21 protein-coding genes are annotated in these 21,376 nt (G+C 64.0%); 4 read left to right on the forward strand and 17 right to left on the reverse strand.

The annotated features are described in order from the left end of the window. The first annotated feature begins 30 nt into the window (after positions 1 to 30). The 4 genes from DFR29_RS08905 to DFR29_RS08920 all read left to right on the forward strand — a co-directional run bounded on the left by DFR29_RS08905 (position 31) and on the right by DFR29_RS08920 (position 6,803). The gene (locus DFR29_RS08905) at positions 31 to 2,268 is read left to right on the forward strand and encodes a pilin (RefSeq protein WP_133818228.1); all 2,238 of its coding nucleotides are present in this window, start codon (positions 31 to 33) and stop codon (positions 2,266 to 2,268) included. 212 nt (positions 2,269 to 2,480) lie between these two features. Continuing rightward, positions 2,481 to 4,310: a translational GTPase TypA gene (gene typA, locus DFR29_RS08910; RefSeq protein WP_133818229.1), complete on the forward strand. Its 1,830-nt coding sequence runs from the start codon at positions 2,481 to 2,483 to the stop codon at positions 4,308 to 4,310. 84 nt (positions 4,311 to 4,394) lie between these two features. After that, positions 4,395 to 5,057 carry a class I SAM-dependent methyltransferase gene (locus DFR29_RS08915; protein WP_133818230.1) on the forward strand — a complete coding sequence of 221 codons (663 nt, stop codon included), beginning with the start codon at positions 4,395 to 4,397 and terminating at the stop codon, positions 5,055 to 5,057. Positions 5,058 to 5,183: 126 nt separating this feature from the next. Next, positions 5,184 to 6,803: an amidase gene (locus DFR29_RS08920; RefSeq protein WP_243745997.1), complete on the forward strand. Its 1,620-nt coding sequence runs from the start codon at positions 5,184 to 5,186 to the stop codon at positions 6,801 to 6,803. Positions 6,804 to 6,869: 66 nt separating this feature from the next. Here DFR29_RS08920 and DFR29_RS08925 read toward each other — a convergent pair whose 3' ends face one another. The 17 genes from DFR29_RS08925 to rpsN all read right to left on the reverse strand — a co-directional run bounded on the left by DFR29_RS08925 (position 6,870) and on the right by rpsN (position 21,376). Further along, complete coding sequence (locus DFR29_RS08925) at positions 6,870 to 8,150, reverse strand: amidohydrolase family protein (RefSeq protein WP_133818232.1); 1,281 nt, start codon at positions 8,148 to 8,150, stop codon at positions 6,870 to 6,872. Then, positions 8,150 to 11,248, reverse strand: coding sequence for an amidohydrolase family protein (locus DFR29_RS08930; RefSeq protein WP_166653973.1), 3,099 nt, complete (start codon positions 11,246 to 11,248; stop codon positions 8,150 to 8,152). The genes DFR29_RS08925 and DFR29_RS08930 overlap by 1 nt, the downstream gene beginning before the upstream one ends. Positions 11,249 to 11,700: 452 nt before the next feature. After that, the gene (locus tag DFR29_RS08935; RefSeq protein WP_133818234.1) at positions 11,701 to 13,101 is read right to left on the reverse strand and encodes a class II 3-deoxy-7-phosphoheptulonate synthase; all 1,401 of its coding nucleotides are present in this window, start codon (positions 13,099 to 13,101) and stop codon (positions 11,701 to 11,703) included. Between the two features lie 91 nt (positions 13,102 to 13,192). Next, positions 13,193 to 13,720: a disulfide bond formation protein B gene (locus DFR29_RS08940; protein ID WP_133818235.1), complete on the reverse strand. Its 528-nt coding sequence runs from the start codon at positions 13,718 to 13,720 to the stop codon at positions 13,193 to 13,195. A gap of 373 nt (positions 13,721 to 14,093) precedes the next feature. After that, positions 14,094 to 14,474: a 50S ribosomal protein L17 gene (rplQ, locus tag DFR29_RS08945; protein WP_133818236.1), complete on the reverse strand. Its 381-nt coding sequence runs from the start codon at positions 14,472 to 14,474 to the stop codon at positions 14,094 to 14,096. 30 nt (positions 14,475 to 14,504) lie between these two features. Next, the gene (locus DFR29_RS08950; RefSeq protein WP_133818237.1) at positions 14,505 to 15,500 is read right to left on the reverse strand and encodes a DNA-directed RNA polymerase subunit alpha; all 996 of its coding nucleotides are present in this window, start codon (positions 15,498 to 15,500) and stop codon (positions 14,505 to 14,507) included. Between the two features lie 17 nt (positions 15,501 to 15,517). Then, positions 15,518 to 16,144 carry a 30S ribosomal protein S4 gene (rpsD, locus tag DFR29_RS08955; protein WP_133818238.1) on the reverse strand — a complete coding sequence of 209 codons (627 nt, stop codon included), beginning with the start codon at positions 16,142 to 16,144 and terminating at the stop codon, positions 15,518 to 15,520. Positions 16,145 to 16,155: 11 nt separating this feature from the next. Continuing rightward, positions 16,156 to 16,548 carry a 30S ribosomal protein S11 gene (gene rpsK, locus DFR29_RS08960; RefSeq protein WP_133818239.1) on the reverse strand — a complete coding sequence of 131 codons (393 nt, stop codon included), beginning with the start codon at positions 16,546 to 16,548 and terminating at the stop codon, positions 16,156 to 16,158. Between the two features lie 18 nt (positions 16,549 to 16,566). Beyond that, complete coding sequence (gene rpsM / locus DFR29_RS08965) at positions 16,567 to 16,923, reverse strand: 30S ribosomal protein S13 (RefSeq protein WP_133818240.1); 357 nt, start codon at positions 16,921 to 16,923, stop codon at positions 16,567 to 16,569. A gap of 134 nt (positions 16,924 to 17,057) precedes the next feature. Then, on the reverse strand, positions 17,058 to 18,368 hold the full coding sequence (gene secY, locus DFR29_RS08970; RefSeq protein WP_133818241.1) for a preprotein translocase subunit SecY: 1,311 nt from the start codon (positions 18,366 to 18,368) through the stop codon (positions 17,058 to 17,060). A gap of 4 nt (positions 18,369 to 18,372) precedes the next feature. Beyond that, positions 18,373 to 18,807 carry a 50S ribosomal protein L15 gene (gene rplO / locus DFR29_RS08975; protein ID WP_133818242.1) on the reverse strand — a complete coding sequence of 145 codons (435 nt, stop codon included), beginning with the start codon at positions 18,805 to 18,807 and terminating at the stop codon, positions 18,373 to 18,375. A 25-nt stretch (positions 18,808 to 18,832) separates the two neighbouring features. After that, entirely contained in the window at positions 18,833 to 19,030 is a 198-nt protein-coding gene (gene rpmD, locus DFR29_RS08980) for a 50S ribosomal protein L30 (protein WP_133818243.1), read from the reverse strand. Next, positions 19,020 to 19,568, reverse strand: a complete 549-nt coding sequence (gene rpsE, locus DFR29_RS08985) for a 30S ribosomal protein S5 (protein ID WP_425598827.1) — start codon at positions 19,566 to 19,568, stop codon at positions 19,020 to 19,022. Before rpsE ends, rpmD begins: the two co-directional genes overlap by 11 nt. A gap of 111 nt (positions 19,569 to 19,679) precedes the next feature. Next, positions 19,680 to 20,039 (reverse strand): 50S ribosomal protein L18, encoded by a 360-nt coding sequence (gene rplR, locus DFR29_RS08990; RefSeq protein ID WP_425598828.1) that lies wholly within the window; start codon positions 20,037 to 20,039, stop codon positions 19,680 to 19,682. Positions 20,040 to 20,093: 54 nt separating this feature from the next. Then, positions 20,094 to 20,621: a 50S ribosomal protein L6 gene (gene rplF / locus DFR29_RS08995; RefSeq protein WP_133818246.1), complete on the reverse strand. Its 528-nt coding sequence runs from the start codon at positions 20,619 to 20,621 to the stop codon at positions 20,094 to 20,096. Positions 20,622 to 20,634: 13 nt separating this feature from the next. Beyond that, positions 20,635 to 21,030: a 30S ribosomal protein S8 gene (gene rpsH, locus DFR29_RS09000; protein ID WP_133818247.1), complete on the reverse strand. Its 396-nt coding sequence runs from the start codon at positions 21,028 to 21,030 to the stop codon at positions 20,635 to 20,637. Positions 21,031 to 21,070: 40 nt separating this feature from the next. After that, complete coding sequence (gene rpsN, locus DFR29_RS09005) at positions 21,071 to 21,376, reverse strand: 30S ribosomal protein S14 (protein WP_133818248.1); 306 nt, start codon at positions 21,374 to 21,376, stop codon at positions 21,071 to 21,073.

Below are 21,376 nucleotides of genomic sequence, written 5' to 3' on the forward strand. Positions count from 1 at the left end.
GCCCTACCCTGTTTGCAAGGAAGACTGTCTATGTCCCTGATTCGACACCCGTCGCTGAGCCGTTCCTCGGCCCTGGCCCGCCGTACCGCCCTGGTCGCCGCCATCGTGCTGGGCCTGGGCCTGGCCGGCTGCAGCGACAAGCCGGCCGCGCCCGCCGCGGTAAAGCTCGATGCGGCCGCGGCGCAGCGCGCCGCCACCGCGATCGCCGGCCCCGCCTGGCTGCGCGAGCGCCTGCCCGAACACACCGTCGGCTATCTGCGCATTCCCACGCTGTGGAGCATGACCGCCGCGCCGAACGGCCGCGCGCTGGATGCGGCACTGGCGAGCGAGGCGCATACCAGGCTCATCGCCGAACTGCGCGCGAACATCGGCAAGGACGCACTGCTGCAGAAGGCCGGCATCGCTCCGGCCATGATGTTGCTGCTGGACGACCTGGCCGCGCCGGTGGAAATCGCCGTGATCGACGGCAGCGACATCGCCAATCCAGCCAGCAACATGCTGCTGTCGGCGCAACTGAAATTCGCCGACGTGGCCGCACTGAACGCACGCCTGGCCGAGCTGAAGGTGCCCCTGCTGCAGGCTCCGCTGGACGAGCACGGCAAAGGCAAATTGACCAGCAATGGATTTGTCTATTTCGATGCAAAAACCGGACGCCTGTACGCGCTGCTCGGCATGGCTGCCTCGGCGCTGGCCCTGGATGGCCTGGTGCAGCAGACCGCACAGACCCGCAGCCACCCCATGCACGCGCAGGAAAAGCAGATCGACGCGTCCGGCCAGGGCCTGTTCTACTGGATGAGCCTCAAGGGCGTGACCGGCATGGCTTCGGCCCAGTTGCCGGCGGCCAAGCCAGGCACCTTGCTGCGCGACTTCCTCGACCGCGGCCAGAGCATCGCCGCGGGCTGGGGCACGGTCGAGGGCCGTGGCCGCCTGACCTTCCAGATCGTCGCGCCGGAAGCACGCCTGCTCTCCTACATCGCCCCGACCGATTTCAAGGCCGCGGTGAAGACGGCGGGCAAGCCGCGCTGGGCGGTCAGCATGGCGTTGCCGACCACGGCGCAGTTCGGCCAGATCGAAGCCAACCTGGACCAGGACTTCGGCGCCGGCACGCACGAGCGCTATGCCGAAGCGAAGAAGGGATGGCTGGACACTGTCGGTGCCGATCCGCAGGAGCTGCTCGGCCTGCTCGGGGGCCAGGCGGTGGTGTTCGAAGACGAGGCCGGCCTGTTTTCCGCCCTGCATGTGGCCGACCGCAAGGCGCTGTACGCGCGCCTGGACGAACTGGCGGCCAAGCACCATTGGAAGCGCGAGACGGTCACCGCGGCCAATACCAGCGTGAATCACCTGCATATGAGCTGGGCCGAAGCGATCAAGCCTGCAGCCGATGCGGCCGACACGGAAGGCGCGCTGGACGCCTGGCTGGGCCTGTACGGCCGCGTCGGCAATCATCTGTACTGGGTCGAGGAAGGCGAATACCTGATCTTCGGCAGCGTGCCCCAGGCACTGGCCGACCGCGCCCAGAGCAAGCTCGATACCGACCTGGGCGCGTGGATGCGCAACAACCAGTCCTACGATCCGAACGCCACCTGGCTGGGCCTTACCGCCACGACGCGCAACGCCCAGCGCGAAATCTACTACGCCTACCTGGGCGGCCTGCAGTCGCTGGGCGATTTCCTCGGCCAGGAGATCAACCTCGCCTCGCTGCCGAACGCGGCCGGGCTGAAGCTGCCGGTCGAGGGTGCGACCGGGCTTTCCATCGATGCGACGCGCGATCGTCTCGGCCTGAGCCTGACCTACGAACAGAATCCGGCCGAAGTACTGATGAGCAGCGGCGGACTCGGTGCAGTGGCCATTGCCGGCATTCTCGCCGCCGTCGCCGTGCCGGCGTATGACGACTATGTCGTGCGTACGCAGGTCAGCCAGGTCATCGGCGATGCCGCCGCGATGAAGACCTCGATCGCCGAGATCTACGCCACTACCGGCAAGCTGCCGTCCAGCGAAGACGAGCCCGCCGACCTTGCCGGCTTCGGCGAAATGGCCAAGTACCTCGACAGCTACTACGTCGACAGCGGCGCCATCGTGATGGTGTTCGGCGACGAGGCGAACGCAGCCTTGCACGGCAAGACGCTGATATTGCGGCCGTACCAGCAGGGCGGCCAGTTGATCTGGCAGTGCGGCGACAGCGCGGTCCTCGAGGATGCCGAACCGCTCAGCTCGAATGAAGAAACGAATACCGTGGCAACCAAGCACTTGCCGTCGGAATGTAAGTAGTTTCAGTTAAATCAATGGATTGAAACGGAATACCGATGCCCGCGTCGCGCTCGCTGCGCGGCGGGCAGTTGCCCCCGCCGCGACCAACATCGTGCGGCGGGCAGGTCTGCGGCACAGGCTGTTGCGATGCCGCAATTCTGCCGCATATGCGGTTATAATCCGGCTTCTCTCTCTCACGCCAGTCCTTCCGGCTCCCCGGCGGGCGCATCGCTATGTCCATTGAAAAACTGCGCAATATCGCCATCGTCGCCCACGTCGACCATGGCAAGACCACCCTCGTCGACCAGTTGCTCAAACAGTCCAACACCCTGGGCGAGCGTGCCGTTCTGGCCGACCGCGCCATGGACAGCAACGATCTGGAAAAGGAACGCGGCATCACGATTCTGGCCAAGAACACCGCGATCCGCTGGAAGGACTACCGCATCAATATTGTCGACACGCCGGGACATGCTGACTTCGGCGGCGAAGTCGAACGCGTGCTGTCGATGGTCGACTCGGTGCTGGTGCTGGTCGACGCGTTCGATGGCCCGATGCCGCAAACCCGCTTCGTGACGCAGAAAGCGTTCCAGATGGGCTTCAAGCCCATCGTCGTGATCAACAAGGTCGATCGTCCGGGCGCCCGCCCCGACTATGTGCTCAACGCCACGTTCGACCTGTTCGACCGCCTCGGCGCAACCGACGAACAGCTCGACTTCCCCGTCGTCTACGCCTCCGGCCTGCAGGGCTATGCCGGCCTCGACGACTCGGTGCGCGAAGGCAACATGGACCCGCTGTTCCAGGCCATCGTCGACAAGGTGCACGCACCGCAGGTCGATCCGGACGGTCCGTTCCAGATGCGCATCAGCCAGCTGGACTACAACTCCTACGTCGGCGTGATCGGCATTGGCCGCATCCAGCGCGGCAAGATCAGGACCAACCAGACCGTGGTCGTGATCGACCGCGAAGGCAAGAAGAAGCAGGGCCGCGTGCTGCAGGTGCTGGGCTTCATGGGCCTGGAACGCCACGAAGTGGCCGAAGCCGAAGCCGGCGACATCGTCGCGATCAGCGGCATCGAAGGCCTGGGCATTTCCGACACGGTCTGCTCGCTCGACGCGCCCGAGGCGCTGCCGGCCCTGACCGTGGACGAACCCACCATCAGCATGACCTTCCAGGTGAACAACTCGCCGTTCGCCGGCAAGAAGGAACATTCCGGCGGCAAGTTCCTCACCAGCCGCCAGCTGCGCGACCGCCTCAGCCGCGAACTGCTGCACAACGTGGCGCTGAAGGTCGAGGACACCGCCGAATCGGAAAAATTCAAGGTTTCCGGACGCGGCGAATTGCACTTGTCGATTCTTATCGAAACCATGCGCCGCGAAGGCTACGAACTGGCCGTATCGCGCCCTGAAGTGATCATCAAGGAAATCGACGGCCAGATGATGGAGCCGTACGAGCAGCTCGTGGTCGACCTGGAAGAACCCTACCAGGGCGGCGTGATGCAGCGCCTGGGCGAGCGCAAGGCGCAGCTGAAGAACATCGAGCCCGACGGCCGCGGCCGCGTGCGCATGGAATACCTGATTCCGGCGCGCGGACTGATCGGCTTCCAGACCGAATTCCGCACCATCACCGCCGGCACCGGCCTGCTGTTCCACGTGTTCGACCACTACGGCCCCAAGGCCGACGGTGCCATCGCCGCACGCCAGAACGGCGTGATGATCTCCAATGGCACCGGCCCCTCGCCGGCCTACGCCCAGTACGCCATGCAGGAGCGCGGCCGCCTGCTGATCGACGCCGGCGAAGACGTGTATGAAGGCCAGCTGGTCGGCATTCACGCCAAGGACAACGACCTCACCGTCAACGCCCTGCGCGCCAAGCAGCTGACCAACTTCCGTGCCTCGGGCAAGGACGATGCGCTGGCCTTGACGCCGCCGATCAAGATGTCGCTGGAGCAGGCGCTGGAATTCATCGAAGACGACGAACTGGTCGAAGTGACGCCGCTGGCAATCCGTCTGCGCAAGAAGCACCTGACCGAGAACGACCGCAAGAAGAACTCGCGCGCTGCATAAGCGCCAAAGCACGACCGGAACGGCGGCCCCAGGGCCGCCGTTCTGCTTTCTGCACCCTCCACGACGACTGCCGACAGGCACGCCATGAGTTCCGACAGCGAATCTTCCGCCGCGCGCTACGGCGACGGCTGCGCCGAGTTCTACGACGAGATCTATCCGCCGCCCTCGCCGCTGGCGCTGCACAGGCTGGTCGAGCTGGCGGCCGGCGGCGCGGTACTCGAAGCCGGCGTAGGCACCGGCCGCTATGCCTTGCCGCTGGCTGCGCGGGGCATTGCGGTACATGGCATCGATGCGTCGCCGGCCATGCTCGCAGCGCTGCGGCGCAAGCCCGGCGGCGACGGGATCGCCCTGACCCTGGGCGACTTCGCGCTTGTCCGCGTAGCAGGCCCTTTCCAGCTTGTGCTGTGCCTGGCCAATACGCTGGCGCTGCTGCCCGACGGCGCTGCGCAGCGCCAGGCGCTGGCAGGCTTCGCCGCCTGTCTGCAGCGCGGCGGCCGCCTGCTGCTGGAAACCAGCCATGTGCCTGCGACGCAACCCACTCAATCACAATGGAATATTGAATTAAATACACAAGTAGGCAAACGTCGCTACAGCGGCCATGTTCGTACGGTCTTGCCGGCGGAACTGGACGACTGGGCGGCAGCCTGCGGATTGGCACTGAAGCAGCGCTGGCGCAACTGGTCAGGGCAGGCCTGGAGCGGCGAGCAGGGCGCACTGTTTTCGCTGTTCGGCCACAGGGAAGACTGAGCCCGCACGCCTGCGCACCCGACTCCGGTGCCTATATGCCGCGACACGGGGAAAAACCCTCAGGGCGCGTCCGGCGCAAATCGGCTCTGGCATGATCCAAGGTGGAAATCGCCACGGATGCCGACTATGCGCCATACCATTTCGTACGCCTCGTTGCCTGCATTGCTGGCCTCGCTGCTGCTTCTGGGCGGCTGCGCCACGGCCCCGCCCAAGCCGGTGGAACCGCCCAAGGACACTTCGCCGAACGCACCGTTCGAACTTGAAGAGGCCAGCGTCGCAGAACTGCAGCGGCGCATGACGGCAAAGGAGTTCACGGCACAGGCGATCACCCAGCTCTACCTGGAGCGCATCGCCCGCCTCGACGATGCGGGTCCGCAGCTCAATGCCGTCATCGAAATCAATCCCGAGGCGCTGAAAATCGCCGAGGCACTGGATACGGAACGCGCGGCCGGCAAAGTGCGCGGGCCACTGCACGGTGTGCCGGTGCTGCTCAAGGACAATATCGATACCGCCGACAGCATGCAGACCAGTGCCGGCTCGCTGGCCCTGGTCGGTCACCCGGCACCAGCCGACGCCGGCCTGGTAGCGCGCCTGCGCGATGCCGGCGCGGTGATCCTGGGCAAGACCAATCTGAGCGAATGGGCGAACTACCGCGCCAGCCGTTCCACCAGCGGCTGGAGTGCGCGCGGCGGACAGACGCGCAGTCCTTACGTACTGGATCGCAACCCCTGCGGATCGAGCTCGGGCAGCGCGGTTGCGATCGCCGCCAATCTCGCCGCGCTGGCCGTGGCGACTGAAACCGACGGCTCCATCGTCTGCCCGGCCGCGGTCAACGGTGTGGTCGGCATCAAACCCACCGTGGGGCTGGTCAGCCGCAGCGGCATCGTGCCGATAGCGCCCAGCCAGGATACCGCCGGGCCCGTCGCGCGCAGCGTCACCGACGCCGCGCTGCTGCTGGGCGTGCTGGCCGGCGCGGACTCGCGCGACAAAGCCAGCTGGGATGCCGACAAGAAAAAGACCGACTACCTGCGCGCGCTGGACCCAGCCGCGCTGCGCGGCGTACGTGTCGGCGTGTTGCGCAGCTATTCCAGCTTCAATCCGGAAGTCGAGGCGGCCTACGAGCGCAGTATCGGCAAGCTGCTCGAAGCCGGCGCCGCCCTGGTCGACCCGGTCAAGCTGGCGAATACGGACAAGGTCGCCGCAGCCGAGCAGGTGGTGCTGGCCTACGAGTTCAAGACCAGCCTCAACGCCTACCTCGCCACGCGCAACGGCATGCCGGTAGCCAGCCTGGCGGAACTGATCCAGTGGAACAGCACGCATGCCGCCCAGGAGCTGGCGCTGTTCGGCCAGGATCTGCTCCAGGCCGCGCAGAAGCTCGGCGGTCTCAACGACAAGGCCTACAAGCAGGCACTGGCCAACCTGCGCCGCTATGCGCGCAAGGACGGCCTCGATGCGCTGATGAAAAAACACAAGATCGACGTGCTGGTAGTGCCGACCAACAACCCGGCCTGGGTTACCGACCCGGTCAACGGCGACCACTACACCGGCGGCAGCAGTTCCATCGCCGCCACCGCCGGCTATCCCTCGATTACCGTGCCCATGGGCCAGGTTCGCGAACTGCCGGTGGGCCTGAGCTTCATCGGGCCAGCCTGGAGCGAGGCCAAGCTGCTCGGCTACGCCTATGCATTCGAGCAGGTAGTCAAGGCGCGCAAGCCGCCGAAATTCCTGCCGACAATTCCGGAATAGCCATCGCACAGGCTGGGGTAAGCCGAAGGCGCACCCCAGCCTGCACTCCTGCGGTGCCGCTCCGCATCAATCCTTAGGCTTGCCGGAATACTTGCCGCGGTACTTGTCGTTCAGTCGCGTATGCCGATTGGACATATCCACTTCGCGGCCTTGTATCCAGGCACGCTCGACATGGGTGAAGTTTTCCAGCGCATCGTTGTCGGCAACGAACAAGGTGGCGTCCTTGCCCACGTCGAGCGAGCCCAGGCGATCGGCCACGCCGAGGATTTCCGCCGGCCCCAGGGTGATCGCACGCAATGCCGCCTCGCGATCCAGGCCAAAAGCGGCATAGCTCGCCGCCTGGTAGGGCAGATTACGTTCGTTGGACGAGCCCGATTCGTTGGCGATGGCCAGGCGTACGCCCGCCGCGGCGAGCTTGCCGGCATTGCTGTAGAGCGTGTCATACGACTCCCAGCGCCGCAGTGGCAGGTTGTGCGAAGAACCCAGGATCACCGGCACGTCGCGCGCTTTCAGCGTGGCGGCGAAACGCCAGGCGTCCATGCCGCCGACCAGTACCAGGCGCAGGTTCTCGCGCTGGGCAAAGGCCAGGCTGTCGCGGATCTGCACCGCGTCGTCCGCGTGCACGAACAGGGGCTGCTGGCCGTCCAGCACGGGCAGCATCGCTTCCCAGCGCAGATCTTCAGCGCCTGCCAGCTTGCCCTTGCGCGCGGCCTGGTAGCTGCGCGCTTCGCGGAAGGCAGTATCGATCGCCGCCAGATTCTTGCGCAGCGCTTCGGCGGCTTTTTCCTGTGCCTTGGCCGGCAGCCAGGGCGGCACGCGCGAGCTCGGCCAGACCAGGTGTACGCCGACCGACGGCACCAGACTCATCTCTTCCCAGGTCCAGCCGTCGAGCTTGACCAGCGCAGACTGGCCGGTGAGCAGGCCGTCCTCGCCGGCACGCGGCACTACGTGCACAGTCAGCACGCCATTGCTGCGTGCTACCGGCAACAGTTCACTGTCGGCATCGATCGCCACCAGTGCGCGCGCATTCGGATTGACCGAACCGGATTCGGCCATGTCGACCGTCGCACGTACTGCGTCGACTTCGGTCAGGCCGAGCAGGCTGTCCGAGGCAATCAGGCCCGGATAGATGCGCTTGCCCTTCAGGTCGATGCGCAGCGCATCGGCGGGCGCATCCACGCGCGCGCCGATCGCGGCGATCTTGCCGTCGCGGATCAGCAGCTCGCCGCCAGCAATCGTACCGTGGCTGACGGTGTGAAGATCGGCACCGCTGAGCACATACGCTGGCGACGCCGCCTGCAGCGTAGTGGAAAATGCCGCAAGGCAGAACAATGCAAGACGTTTCATCAATGTGCCTCCTGCGCCGAGCAGGTGTTGACCGGCTCGCTGTCGTGATACGGCCCGCGCAAATTCGCGTAGTGGACTTCGTCGTCGGCCAGGCCGAGGAACTCGCCCGGCGCCGCTGGCGCGTCATCTTTCTTGTCGCCGTCCTTCTTGTTTTTCTTCGCCAGCGCCTTGATGCGCTCCGGCAGAATCTTGGCGACCAGCCGTTCGCGCTCGGCGGCGATGCGCGAGCGCTCAGCGATGTCGTCGTTGCGGTCGAAGTATTTGCGTCCTTCGATCCAGGTCTGCTCCACGCGCGAGAAGGCCGACAGCGGGCTGCCGCTCCAGACGGCGAAATCGGCGTCCTTGCCGGGCTCCAGCGAACCGACCTTGTCGGCTACGCGCAGTTGCTTGGCCGGGTTCAGCGTGACCAGGTTGAAGGCATCGGTTTCGCTCATGCCGCCGTACTTGATCGCCTTGGCCGCCTCGGTATTCAGGCGCCGGCCCAGTTCGTCGGAATCGGAATTGAAACTGGCCACCACGCCCTGGGACTGCAGGATCGCCGCGTTGTAGGGAATGGCGTCCTTCACTTCCATCTTGTAAGCCCACCAGTCGGTGAAGCCGGAAGCGCCGGCGCCGAGCTTGGCCAGCACGTCCGCCACTTTGTAGCCTTCGAGAATGTGCTGGAACACCGGCACGATCTTGAAACGCTGGGCAATGCGCGCAAAGGCGAGAATCTCGTCCTGGCGGTAGGAATGGATATGCACGATGCGCTTGCCCTGCACCACTTCGGCCAGCGCTTCCAGGCGCAGGTCGCGGCGCAGCGGTGCGGCATTCTTGTCGGGCTTGGCCTGGGCCTGGGCATAGGCCTGCGCGGCGAGCAGGCTGTCCAGATCGATCTGCTCCACGCCCATGCGTGTCTGCGGATAGCGCTGGTTGAACTGCGGGCCCCAGTTGGACTGCTTGACGTTTTCGCCCAGGGCAAACTTGATCGACGGCGGCGCGGCGGCAAAACGCAGGCCTTCCGCATCGGCGCCCCAACGCAGCTTGATCACCTGAGCCTGTCCACCGATGGGATTGGCCGACCCGTGCAGCAGCTGCGCTGCGGTCACGCCGCCGGCAAGCTGGCGATAGACGGTCATGTCGGTGGGGTCGAGCACGTCGCCGACGCGCACTTCGCTGGTCACCGCATGCGTGCCTTCGTTGACACCCTTGGCAATGGCCATGTGCGAATGCGTGTCGATGATGCCCGGCGCAACGTGCTTGCCGCGCGCGTCGATTTCCAGCGCATTGGCCGGCGCCTTCAGCCCCTGGCCAATCGCGACGATGCGGCCGTCGGCGATGGCGACATCGGCATCGTCGAGACGGCCCTGGGCCGACTGTGTCCACACCGTGGCGTGGCGCAGAATGACATTCTGCATTTTTGCCGGCGACACACGGCCGAACTCGCCGGCCGGGAAACGCGTCTCGCCTGCGGGCAAGGCCGGCCGGGCCGCTTCCTTGGCCAGCGCGCGCGGCTTGGGCGTTGCCAGGCGCACATCGACGCGAAACTCGCGTTCGCCCTCGACCAGACCTCGGCCCTGGCCACCCTGGCCGTCCAGCAGCAGGCTGACCGGGAAACGCTCGCCGCGCTGTCCCAGCAGCTTGCCCGGCGGATACAGGGTAAGACGCCGTTCGCCATACACCGCCGGGAAAGTCTGGTCGCCGGCCTTGGCGCTGAGATCACCGATCTCGCCGCTCAGCTCGATGCTGGCGGGGCCTTCGATGCCGCTCCAGCTCAAGGTCCAGCTGCCGCGCGGATCGGGCGCGCTGCTGTCGAGCAGCACATAGCGCTGGCCGTCGATCCAGGATTCGTAGATGCGCGCCTTGTCGGAACGGAACAGATCCGCGTCGGCGACGACCAGCTGGGCCGCCTTGCCTGCTTCCAGCGTACCCAGCCGCGCGCCCAGGCCGAGCATGCTGGCAGGCTGCACAGTCAGCGCGGCCAGCGCGTACTGTTCGTCCAGGCCGCTGCTGACGGCTTTGCGCAGGTTGGCCCAGAACTGTTCTTCGGGCTTTTTCAGGCCGGCCGCGGTGAAGGCGAACGGTATGCCGCTTTCGGCCAGCCGGCGCGCATTGAACGGCGCCCATTCCCATTGCTCGAGTTCGGACAGGGGCAGGTCCAGCGCTTTCTCTGGATCTTCCACCGCCGGCGCCTCGGTGAAATTCAGCGGCACGATCAGCGGCACGGCGGCAGCCTTGAGCCGGGCCAGTTCGCGGTACTCGCGGCCGTTGCCGCGCAGTACCAGCTTGAGGCCAAATTCTTCGCCGATCGCCAGGGCGCGGGCATAGTCCAGCTCGTCCTCGGTGCTGAACACTACCGGCTGCTGCGCGGACAGGCCGTCCTTGAGCGCATCCAGGGCAAGATTGGCTTCGTTGCGCAGTGGCTGTTTCTGCTTGGCGGCCCAGGCGCTGTAGTCGCGCTGCCAGCGCGCGTCGTACCAGGTCTGGCGCACGAGGGCGATCGCGCCCATCAGCGAGGTCGGATACTCAGCGACGCGAAATCCGCTGAACTCGAAGCCGATATGCTGGGCAACGCGCGGCTTCAGCAGTACTTCGTTCAAGCGGCTGGAATCGGCCAGGGTGAGCAAAGCGCTCTGGCCACGGAATACGCCTTTGTCCGGCACGCTGAGTACGCTGGTGAAACCCAGCTTGCGCAGCACTTCGGCCTTTTTCGCATCGGGCTTGAGCAGTTGCGATAGGTCGCGCTCGGGACGCACCTTGCTGCTCCAGTGCCGGGCCCCTTGCTGCGGCTGCGGCGTATACGGCGCAGCGGCTTCCTGGGTTGCGCTGGCGGCCGGCGTATCCGCCGTCTGGGCATAGTCGCTGTCGGCGTCGATAAAGCCGGCGAAAACCGTCTTGCCGCCGAGATCGATGGCCAGGGCGCCGGCCGGAATGGCATTGCCGGCATTGGCACTGACAATGATGCCGTCGCGCACGACCAGAGTGCCGTCCTCGATCACGCTACCGGGCTTCACTACCAGTCGCGCATGCGTCAGCGCGATAAAGCCCGGCGTGTTGTCGCGCAGACCCTCGACCGGATTCGCATTCGGCAGCTGCGTCGCCGCGGCGAGACTCGCCATCGCTCCCGTTATCGCACCTGCGATCAATCCCCACAGACGCGGTCGCGCCATCGCCATGCCCATGTCTTCCCCATGCTGGTCGGCAAAAAGGCAGCATAGCGACCTGCCCGGCAGAGACACAGGACGAAAGTCATGCTTGCGGGCTTTGCATGAACAAATCGCTGCAATGGGCGACACGCCGACGTGATCGGGCGGGGGAAATCTGGCGTATGGAACGCAGGCTTAGGTAGGGCGCAGGCGCTACGCAGCATTGCGCTGCGCCCACGACAAAAAGCCCCTGCCGAAGGAACGCTGTCTCGTGCCGGAAATCTCGGCCGGCACGAGTTCGTCCATAAGTTCGTCAATATGGCCGCGTACCGAAAACTCCTCCGGCACGGGTTCTTTGACGGGGCAACACCGCGATGTTGGGGTCTGCCTGCGGCTTACCCCAAACTACGCGCCATCTCGGTCGATCAGTTTCCCGCAGGCGTGACGGACGCGGACTGGGTCTGCTTGCGCACGATCAGCATGGCCATCTCGATCGACTGCTCGTAGTTCAGGCGCGGGTCGACGTTGGACTTGTAGGCGCGGGCCAGATCGACCTCGGTGAGATCACGCGCGCCGCCCAGGCATTCAGTGACGTCTTCGCCGGTCAGTTCCAGATGCGCGCCGCCCAGGCGTGTACCGCAAGCCGCATGGATATCGAAGGCGCGTTCGAGTTCGTTGCGGATATTCTCGAAACGGCGCGTCTTTATGCCCGACGAGGTGGATTCGGTATTGCCATGCATGGGATCGCAGCTCCACAGCACGCGCGCACCTTCCGACTTCACCGCTTCGACCAGCGCCGGCAGATGCGCTTCGATCTTTTCCGCACCCATCCGATGCAGCAGGGTGAGGCGTCCGGGCTCGTTGTCCGGATTCAGCGTCGCAACCAGGCGCTTGAGCTGCTCGGGCTTGACCGACGGGCCGATCTTGACCGCGATCGGATTGCGGATGCCACGGAAATATTCCACATGTGCGCCGTCCACGTCGGCGGTGCGCATGCCGATCCAGGGAAAATGCGTGGACAGGTTGAACCAGCCCCACTGGCGCGGCACCTGGCGCGTCTGCGCCTGTTCGTAGTGCAGCACCAGCGCTTCGTGCGAGGTGTAGAAATCGACGCGGGAAAAACTGCCGATCGGCGCGCCGTGCAGGGTTTCCATGAAGCGCAGCGAATCACCGATGGATTCGACCATGCGCTGGTACTCGCTCATCAGCGGCGAGTACTTGACCCAGTCCAGATCCCAGTATTCCGGGTGATGCAGGTCGGCGAAACCGCCATCGATCAGCGCACGCACGAAGTTCATCGTCAGGGCCGAATGCGAGTGGCCTTCGATCAGGCGCTGCGGATCGGGGCGACGCGCCGTGGGCGAGAATTCCACCGCATTGACGATATCACCGCGGTAGCAGGGCAAGGTGACGCCGTCGCGGGTTTCCGTATCCGCCGAACGCGGCTTGGCATACTGGCCGGCAAAACGTCCCACCCGCACCACCGGCAATTTGAGGCCGTGCGTGAGCACCAGGCTCATCTGCAACAGCACCTTGAGTCGGTTGGAAATCAGCGCGGACGAACAATCGTCGAAGCTTTCGGCACAGTCGCCGCCCTGAAGCAGGAAGCGGCGGCCTTCCTGGGCCTCGGCGATCTGCTTGCGCAGCGCGATGACTTCCCAGGAAGTAACCAGCGGCGGCAGATTGCCGAGCTTGACCAGCGCGCGTTCCAGTTCGGTCGCGTCGGCATAACTGGGCTGCTGCACGGCGGGGCGGGTTTGCCACGACGAGGGCGACCAGTCTTTGGCTTCGCGGACGGGTTGGATATGACGCTCGGACTGACTCATGACACGGCCTTGCTGCAATGCGGAAATCGATCTTGCCACACGGCCGCGGCGACGCAAGCGCATGAGCTATGCCGCCGCCGCATATGGCCAATTATCGTAAGGTGCCGTACGGACGCGGCGGTTTGCGCCAGGCGGCAATCAGCGCGAACAGGCTCAGGCCGACGAACCAGACCAGGCACCAGGCCGGCATATTCAGGCCGAGGAAGGTCCAGTCGACCTTGGCGCATTCGCCCGAACCGGTCAGCACCAGTTGCAAGGTCTTGGAGAGCGGAAATGCGTCGAGCATGAAGCCCAGGCCAGGACCGCAGGCCGGAACCTCGTCGGCCGGCAGCGTGGTCAGCCAGACATGCCGGCCCGCGATCAGGCCGCCGACGATGCCGCCGAGAGTCACCAGGATGGCGTAGACCTTGCGCCCGCCGCCACGCGGCCCGTGCAGCGCACCAAGCAGGAAGAACACGCCCATGACGAAGAACGCGACGCGCTGCAGGATGCACAGCGGGCAAGGGTCTTTGCCGAGCTGGAATTGCGCAAAGAAAGCGTAGCCGAGCAGTGCAGCCACGCAGATCGCTCCGAACAGATACTGCACACGGAACGACCAGGAAAACGGATTGAGCTTCATGAGGCGGTATCTCTCCAGCAAGGCAGGAACACGGCAGGCAATACCCAAGTATCGACCCAGCGGCGGATGGACCGCCAGCGTGATGAAAAAGTGCCGGTGTTGCGACGCAATGCCGCAATGGCGCGCTCGACAGCGCCGCAAAGCCAGCGCCGCACTACGCGACGATGTCTGGCCTGGTCACTCGCTCGTCGCCGTGCCGAACGGCTATGGGGTACCCGGGTTGACCGAATTCCCGCGGGCAGATGGAGCGCCACGCGGCCGCCACTACACCACGGACAAACGAAAGGCCTGGGCCGATTGGCGTACTCGCAGCGGACACGAAAAGGCCCGGGTCGTTGCCAACCCGGGCCTTCACGTTCAAACGGTAAGACGATTACTCGGCGTCGACGGCGGCGACCGGACGGTCGACCAGTTCGACATAAGCCATCGGCGCGTTGTCACCAGCGCGGAAACCGCACTTGAGAATGCGCAGATAGCCGCCTTTGCGCTCGCGGTAGCGCGGGCCCAGGTCGACAAACAACTTGCCAACCGCAACCTTGTCACGCAGACGGGCGAAAGCCAGACGGCGATTGGCGACGCCATCGGTCTTGGCCAGCGTGATCAGAGGCTCGGCGACGCGGCGCAGTTCTTTGGCCTTGGGCAGAGTGGTCTTGATCAGCTCGTGCTTGAACAGCGAAGAAGCCATGTTCTTGAACATCGCTTCGCGGTGGCTGCTGGTCCGATTGAGCTTGCGGCCCGATTTCATGTGACGCATGGTGTGTTTCCTTCGTGATCCCTACTGGGATCAGCCCATCATGCCGTGGGTCAGACCCATCGGCGGCCAGTTCTCGAGCTTCATGCCGAGCGACAAGCCACGCGCACCCAGCACGTCCTTGATCTCGGTGAGCGACTTCTTGCCCAGGTTCGGCGTCTTGAGCAGTTCGACTTCCGTCTTCTGCACCAGATCGCCGATGTAATAGATGCTCTCGGCCTTGAGGCAGTTGGCCGAACGCACTGTCAGTTCCAGGTCGTCGATCGGGCGCAGCAGCAGCGGATCGACTCCGCCCTTCTCCGCCTTGGTATCGGCGCTTTCACGGCGGGTGAAATCGCCGAATACCGACAGCTGGTCCTGCACGATCTCGGCAGCCTTGCGCACGGCGTCTTCGGCATCGATCGTGCCGTTGGTTTCGACGTCGAGCACCAGCTTGTCCAGGTCGGTACGCTGTTCGACGCGGGCAGCATCGACTTCGTACGCAACGCGGCGCACCGGGCAGAACGACGCGTCGAGCTGCAGGCGGCCGATCGGACGCGTCTCTTCTTCCGGCAGACGACGCGCGGTAGCCGGCTGGTAGCCGACGCCGCGAACGATCTTCAGGCGCATGTTGAGCGAGATGTCTTTCGTGAGATGGCAGATCACGTGGTCGGGATTAACGATCTCGACGTTGTGGTCGACCTTGATGTCGCCGGCAGTGACCACGCCCTTGCCCTTGCGGGACAGACTGAGGGTAGCCTCATCCTGTCCGTGCATGCGGATGGCGACGTCCTTGAGGTTCAGCAGGACTTCGATGACATCTTCCTGCAGACCTTCAAGCGTGGTGTATTCGTGCAGCACGCCATCGATCTCGACTTCCGTGATGGCCGCGCCCGGAATGGACGACAGCAGTACGCGTCGCAGCGCATTGCCCAGCGTGTGGCCGAAACCGCGTTCAAGCGGCTCGACAATCACCTTGGCGCGATTGGCGCCGACGCGCTCCACGCCAATACCGCGGGCGCGCAGGACGGTGGTAGACGAATGGGCCATGTACCCGACTCTCCAGATTACTTCGAATAAAGTTCGACGATCAGCGCTTCGTTGATGTCGGACGGCAGGTCCGAACGCTCAGGCACCGACTTGAACATGCCGCTGAACTTCTTCGCATCGACTTCGACCCAGTTCGGCGCCAGATCCATCTCTTGCGAGAGGGTCAGGGCTTCCTGGATACGCAGCTGGCTGCGGGAATTTTCAGTGATCGTGATCTGGTCGCCGGCCTTCACCTGGAACGAAGCCAGGTTGACCTTCTTGCCGTTCACTTCGATCGCTTTATGCGATACGAGCTGGCGAGCCTGGGTGCGGGTGACCGCAAAACCCATGCGATAGACGACGTTGTCCAGACGCTGTTCAAGCATCTGCAGCAGCGATTCGCCGGTATTGCCTTTCTTGCGCGAAGCCTTGGTGTAGTAGCTGCGGAACTGACGTTCCAGCAAACCATAGATGCGCTTGACCTTCTGCTTCTCGCGCAGCTGCACGGCGTAATCAGACAACTTGCCCTTACGGGCGGCGCCGTGCTGGCCGGGCTTCTGCTCCAGCTTGCACTTCGAGTCGAGCGCGCGAGCCGGGCTCTTGAGGCTAAGGTCGGCGCCTTCGCGGCGCGCCAGCTTGCAGGTGGGACCGATATAACGTGCCATTTCGGAGCTCCTTACACGCGGCGACGCTTGGGCGGACGGCAGCCGTTATGCGGAATCGGCGTGACGTCAATGATGTTGGTGACTTTGTAGCCCAGCGCGTTGAGCGAGCGCACGGCCGATTCGCGACCCGGGCCGGGGCCCTTGATGCGAACTTCGAGCGTCTTCAGACCGTAGTCCAGCGCGGCGCGGCCGGCCTTTTCGGCGGCGACCTGTGCGGCGAACGGAGTCGACTTGCGCGAGCCGCGGAAGCCAGCGCCACCGGAGGTTGCCCAGGACAACGCATTGCCCTGACGGTCGGTGATGGTGATAACGGTGTTATTGAAAGAAGCCTGCACGTGGACGATGCCATCTGTCACAACGCGCTTGATCTTCTTCTTGGTCTTGCCTGCTGCCGGCTTATTCATGAGTTCTGTCCGAATCCATTACTTCTTGATCGCGCGACGCGGACCCTTGCGGGTACGAGCGTTGGTGCGGGTACGCTGGCCGCGCACCGGCAGACCGCGACGATGACGCAGGCCGCGGTAGCAGCCCAGGTCGATAAGACGCTTGATGCTCATGCCCACTTCGCGGCGAAGATCGCCCTCGACCGTGTACTTGGCGATCTCATGGCGCAGCTTTTCGACTTCCGCCTCGGTCAGGTCCTTGATTTTGCCAGACGACTTAACGCCGGCAGCATCGCAAACCTTCTTCGACCGCGAGCGGCCGATACCGTAAATACTCTGCAAACCGACCCAGACATGCTTCTGAACCGGCAGGTTGACACCTGCAATGCGCGCCATGTAAATCTCTCCGAAACGGGCTTAAAGCGCAGTGAACTGAAAATTGTACCTTGGTTCGCGGGATTTGACAAACCCCGTCACGGGGCAAGCCCCGAGGTAACCCCTAGACTCCCTTCTGCAGGGAGCTGCGCGGCTCAACGGCCGCGCAGATTCGATTTCTTCAACAAGCTGCCGTACTGGTGCGAGACCAGATGAGCCTGGATCTGCGCGGTGAAATCCATCACCACGACGACCACGATCAGCAGCGAGGTTCCGCCAAAATAGAACGGCACATTCCACGCATTGCGCAGGATGTCCGGAATCAGGCAGACCGCGACCAGATAGACGGCACCGGCACCGGTGAGGCGGGTCAGAACACCATCGATATAGTCGGCCGTCGACTTGCCTGGCCGGATGCCCGGAATCAGGGCGCCCTGCTTTTTCAGGTTGTCGGCGGTTTCCTGCGAGTTGAACACCAGCGCGGTATAGAAGAACGCAAAGACGACGATAAGCACGGCGAACACGATCATGTAAACCGGCTGGCCCGGCGTCAGCGCCGTGGTCAGCATCGACAACCAGCGCACTTCGCCTGACCTGCTGAACCAGGTCGCGGCGGTAGCCGGGAACATGATCAGCGACGAAGCGAATATCGCCGGGATCACGCCCGACATGTTGAGCTTCAGCGGCAAATGCGAGCTCTGGTTCATGTAGGCCTTCGAGCCCCCCATGCGCCGCGCGTAATTCACCGTGATGCGGCGTTGACCGCGCTCGACAAACACCACGAAAGCGGTAACCAGCAGCACAATGGCCAGAACCGTCACCACCATCAGCGGATTGAGCTGGCCTTCCTGCGCCATGTTCAGGGTATGCACGACGGCGCCGGGCAGGCCGGCAACGATGCCAGCGAAGATCAGCAGCGAGATACCGTTGCCGATGCCGCGCTCGGTGATCTGCTCACCCAGCCACATCAGGAACATGGTGCCGGCGGTAAGGCCGACCACAGATGCGAAGATGAAGCCTGGGCCCGGGTTGTAGACCACGCCAGCCTGGCCGGACAAGGCCACAGAGACGCCGAATGCCTGGAACGCCGCCAAAGCCACCGCACCCATGCGCGTGTACTTGGTGATGGTGCGCCGGCCGGATTCACCTTCCTTGCGCAGCTGCGCAAGGCTGGGAACGACCGTAGTGAACAACTGCACGATGATCGAGGCCGAGATATACGGCACCACGTTCAACGCGAAAATCGAGAAGCGGCTGAGCGCACCGCCCGAGAACATGTTGAACATGTCGATGATTCCGCCCTGCTGTTCCATCAGGCGGGTCATTGCTTCGGGATTAACGCCGGGCACCGGAATAAAGGTACCCAGGCGATAGATGATCAACGCACCAATCACAAACAGGATGCGCTGCTTGATCTCGGCAAATTTGCCGAGCGAAGCGAGTGCATTGGCCTGGTTTGCTGCCATGGACTTACTCCACGCTGCCGCCGGCTGCCTCGATCGCGGCCTTGGCGCCGGCCGTAGTGGCCACGCCCTTCAGCTTAACCGCGCGCTTGATGTCGCCCTTCTTCACGATCTTGGCGTGCTTGGCGCGAGCCTCTACCAGGCCAGCCGCACGCAGCACGTCGAAATCGATCACGTCGACGTTGAGCGAATCCAGCTTGTACAGCAGGACCTCGCTGGTTTCGTGGGCGGTCTTCGAACGGAAACCGACCTTGGGCAGGCGACGCTGCAGCGGCATCTGGCCGCCTTCGAAACCGGCCTTGACCTTGCCTTTGCCGGTGCGCGCGAACTGACCCTTGTGACCACGGCCGGCAGTCTTGCCGAGGCCGGAACCGATACCGCGACCAACGCGAACGCGGTCTTTGCGGGCGCCGTCTGCGGGCTTGAGCGTATTGAGACGCATGATGTACTCCGAATTCCTAAAGGGCTCAGGCCTGGTTTTCCACGGCTACCAGGTAGTAGACCGTGTTGATGAGGCCACGCACCTGCGGGCTGTCTTTCAGTTCGCGCACGTCGTTGATCTTGCTCAGGCCCAGAGCCTTCACGCTCAGACGATGACGCGCCTGTACGCCGCGCAGACCCTTTACAAGGCGCACGCGCACGGTCTTTTCGTTGTTATTCGCCATGACCAGTCACCTCAGCAACGCTCTTGCCACGCTTGGCGGCAATGCGATCCGGCGAGGCCATCGCGACCAGGCCCTTGATCGTTGCACGCACCAGATTGATGGGGTTGCGCGAACCCACGGCCTTGGCCAGCACGTTCTTCACGCCGACCACTTCCAGCACCGCACGCATCGCGCCGCCGGCGATGACGCCGGTACCGGCCGACGCCGGCTGCATGTAAACCTTGGCAGCGCCATGGTTCGCCTTGACGGCATGCCACAGAGTACCGTCGTTGAGCTTGACGCTGGTCATGTTGCGACGCGCGCGTTCCATCGCCTTCTGGATGGCAACCGGCACTTCGCGCGCCTTGCCGTAGCCGAAGCCGACTTTTCCGTCGCCATCGCCGACGACGGTCAGCGCGGTGAAGCTCATCTGCCGACCGCCCTTGACCGTCTTGGCCACGCGGTTCACGGCGATCAGCTTTTCCAGCATGCCATCGCTATTTTCACGTTCGTTAGAGGACATAGTGCACCTTGGTGGTCCCGACGGAGCGGGACACATTGCTTACGGCCTGGGCCGCTTGGAGTTGTGATGGATCTTGTCGGACGCGGCAGCAGGATCGAACTGTAGACAACCTGTCCGATCCCAAGTGCGCGCGCCCGCTTTTGCTGCTTAGAACTTCAGGCCAGCCTCGCGTGCCGCATCGGCCAGAGCCTGGATGCGACCGTGATACTTGAAGCCCGAACGGTCAAAAGCAACTGCCTCGATACCGGCAGCCAGGGCGCGCTCGGCAATAGCCTTGCCGACTGCAGCCGCAGCCGTCTTGTTCTTGGTGCCCTTGAGACCTTCGGCGACCGAATCCTGCAGGGTGGAAGCCGCTGCAATGACCTTGTCGCCCGACGGGGCGATGACCTGGGCGTAGATATGCTGGCCAGTGCGGTGCACGGTCAGGCGGGCAACTGCCAGGGTACGGATGCGAGCGCGCGTGGATTTGGCACGACGCAGGCGGGAAACGTTCTTGTCCATCGTCATTCTCCGAAGCTGAAGGGTATGCGCAAGCCCTGGCATCGCCGGGGCTTTCAGGCATTAGGCCTTCTTGGCTTCCTTCAGGGTGATCTTCTCGCCGGAGTAACGCACGCCCTTGCCCTTGTAGGGCTCCGGCGGACGGAAACCGCGGATCTTGGCTGCAGCCTGGCCGACAGCCTGCTTGTCCGCACCCTTGATCAGGATCTCGGTCTGGCTCGGCGTTTCCAGAGCCACGCCTTCCGGTGCCTTGAACAGGACCGGATGGGAGAAGCCCAGCGTGAGGCTCAGATCCTTGCCCTGCATGGCGGCACGGTAACCCACGCCGACCAGTTCGAGCTTGCGGACGTAGCCTTCGCTGACACCCTTGACCATGTTGTTGAGCACAGCACGGGCCGTACCGGCGAGCTTGTCGTTCGCGGCGGCAACCGGCTTGCAGTTCATTTCAGCGCCATTGACGGCGATATCGACACCCGGGAACGCGACAGACTTCAGCGTGCCCTTGGGGCCTTTCACGGTAACGCCGTCAGCGGCGACCGAGCATTCGACGCCCTTCGGCAGGGCGATCGGCAGTTTTGCTACGCGTGACATTGGCTATCTCCTTTTAGGCGACCAGGCCGATGACTTCGCCGCCCAGGCCCTTGGCCCGTGCCTGCGCATCGGTCATGACGCCGCTGGACGTCGAAACGATGGAGATGCCCAAACCGTTCAGCACCTTCGGCAGCGCATCCTTGCCGCGGTAAACGCGCAGGCCGGAACGCGACACACGCTGCAGGCGTTCGATAACGGGCTTGCCTTCGTAGTACTTCAGGGCGATTTCGAGTTCTGGCTTGCCTTCGACGGTGTTGACCTGCGCGTCGCGGATGTAGCCTTCGTCTTTCAACAGCTTGGCCAGGGCCAGCTTGATCTTCGAGCTCGGCATGCGCACCGTTGCTTTGCCCGTGAGCTGGGCATTGCGAATACGGGTAAACATGTCGGCGATGGGATCAGTCATGCTCATTGCAGTGAATCCTTAAGTTAGCACCGATATCCGCTGGCAATTACCAGCTGGCTTTACGCAGACCGGGCACGTCACCGCGCATGGTCGCCTCACGCAGCTTGTTGCGGCCAAGGCCGAACTTGCGGTAGACGCCGCGGCTGCGGCCGGTCTGTACACAACGATTGCGCTGACGCGCTTCGCTCGAATCGCGAGGAAGTTTCTGCAGCTTCGCAGACGCTGCCATCTTCTCTTCGAAGGACGCGCTCGGGCTGCTGAGAGTCTTCTTCAGTTCCGCACGCTTTGCAGCATGCTTCTTGGCCAGCTTTTCGCGCTTGACTTCGCGATTGACCATGCAGGTCTTTGCCAT

The sequence above is a fragment of the Tahibacter aquaticus genome (assembly GCF_004363655.1).
Taxonomy (GTDB): Bacteria; Pseudomonadota; Gammaproteobacteria; order Xanthomonadales; family Rhodanobacteraceae; genus Tahibacter; species Tahibacter aquaticus.

What these genes read in the sequence shown, in the direction of transcription:
- rpsE (WP_425598827.1), bottom strand. Translation starts at nt 19,568, where the DNA reads ATGTGTCCCGCTCCGTCGGGACCACCAAGGTGCACTATGTCCTCTAAC.
- secY (WP_133818241.1), bottom strand. Translation starts at nt 18,368, where the DNA reads ATGGCAGCAAACCAGGCCAATGCACTCGCTTCGCTCGGCAAATTTGCC.
- rplF (WP_133818246.1), bottom strand. Translation starts at nt 20,621, where the DNA reads ATGTCACGCGTAGCAAAACTGCCGATCGCCCTGCCGAAGGGCGTCGAA.
- typA (WP_133818229.1), top strand. Translation starts at nt 2,481, where the DNA reads ATGTCCATTGAAAAACTGCGCAATATCGCCATCGTCGCCCACGTCGAC.
- rpsM (WP_133818240.1), bottom strand. Translation starts at nt 16,923, where the DNA reads ATGGCGCGCATTGCAGGTGTCAACCTGCCGGTTCAGAAGCATGTCTGG.
- DFR29_RS08950 (WP_133818237.1), bottom strand. Translation starts at nt 15,500, where the DNA reads ATGGCCCATTCGTCTACCACCGTCCTGCGCGCCCGCGGTATTGGCGTG.
- DFR29_RS08925 (WP_133818232.1), bottom strand. Translation starts at nt 8,150, where the DNA reads ATGAAACGTCTTGCATTGTTCTGCCTTGCGGCATTTTCCACTACGCTG.
- DFR29_RS08935 (WP_133818234.1), bottom strand. Translation starts at nt 13,101, where the DNA reads ATGAGTCAGTCCGAGCGTCATATCCAACCCGTCCGCGAAGCCAAAGAC.
- DFR29_RS08940 (WP_133818235.1), bottom strand. Translation starts at nt 13,720, where the DNA reads ATGAAGCTCAATCCGTTTTCCTGGTCGTTCCGTGTGCAGTATCTGTTC.
- rpsK (WP_133818239.1), bottom strand. Translation starts at nt 16,548, where the DNA reads ATGAATAAGCCGGCAGCAGGCAAGACCAAGAAGAAGATCAAGCGCGTT.
- rplR (WP_425598828.1), bottom strand. Translation starts at nt 20,039, where the DNA reads ATGACGATGGACAAGAACGTTTCCCGCCTGCGTCGTGCCAAATCCACG.
- rpsD (WP_133818238.1), bottom strand. Translation starts at nt 16,144, where the DNA reads ATGGCACGTTATATCGGTCCCACCTGCAAGCTGGCGCGCCGCGAAGGC.
- DFR29_RS08905 (WP_133818228.1), top strand. Translation starts at nt 31, where the DNA reads ATGTCCCTGATTCGACACCCGTCGCTGAGCCGTTCCTCGGCCCTGGCC.
- DFR29_RS08915 (WP_133818230.1), top strand. Translation starts at nt 4,395, where the DNA reads ATGAGTTCCGACAGCGAATCTTCCGCCGCGCGCTACGGCGACGGCTGC.
- DFR29_RS08920 (WP_243745997.1), top strand. Translation starts at nt 5,184, where the DNA reads ATGCGCCATACCATTTCGTACGCCTCGTTGCCTGCATTGCTGGCCTCG.
- DFR29_RS08930 (WP_166653973.1), bottom strand. Translation starts at nt 11,248, where the DNA reads ATGGCGAGTCTCGCCGCGGCGACGCAGCTGCCGAATGCGAATCCGGTC.
- rplQ (WP_133818236.1), bottom strand. Translation starts at nt 14,474, where the DNA reads ATGCGTCACATGAAATCGGGCCGCAAGCTCAATCGGACCAGCAGCCAC.
- rpsH (WP_133818247.1), bottom strand. Translation starts at nt 21,030, where the DNA reads ATGAGCATGACTGATCCCATCGCCGACATGTTTACCCGTATTCGCAAT.
- rpmD (WP_133818243.1), bottom strand. Translation starts at nt 19,030, where the DNA reads ATGGCGAATAACAACGAAAAGACCGTGCGCGTGCGCCTTGTAAAGGGT.
- rplO (WP_133818242.1), bottom strand. Translation starts at nt 18,807, where the DNA reads ATGCGTCTCAATACGCTCAAGCCCGCAGACGGCGCCCGCAAAGACCGC.
- rpsN (WP_133818248.1), bottom strand. Translation starts at nt 21,376, where the DNA reads ATGGCAAAGACCTGCATGGTCAATCGCGAAGTCAAGCGCGAAAAGCTG.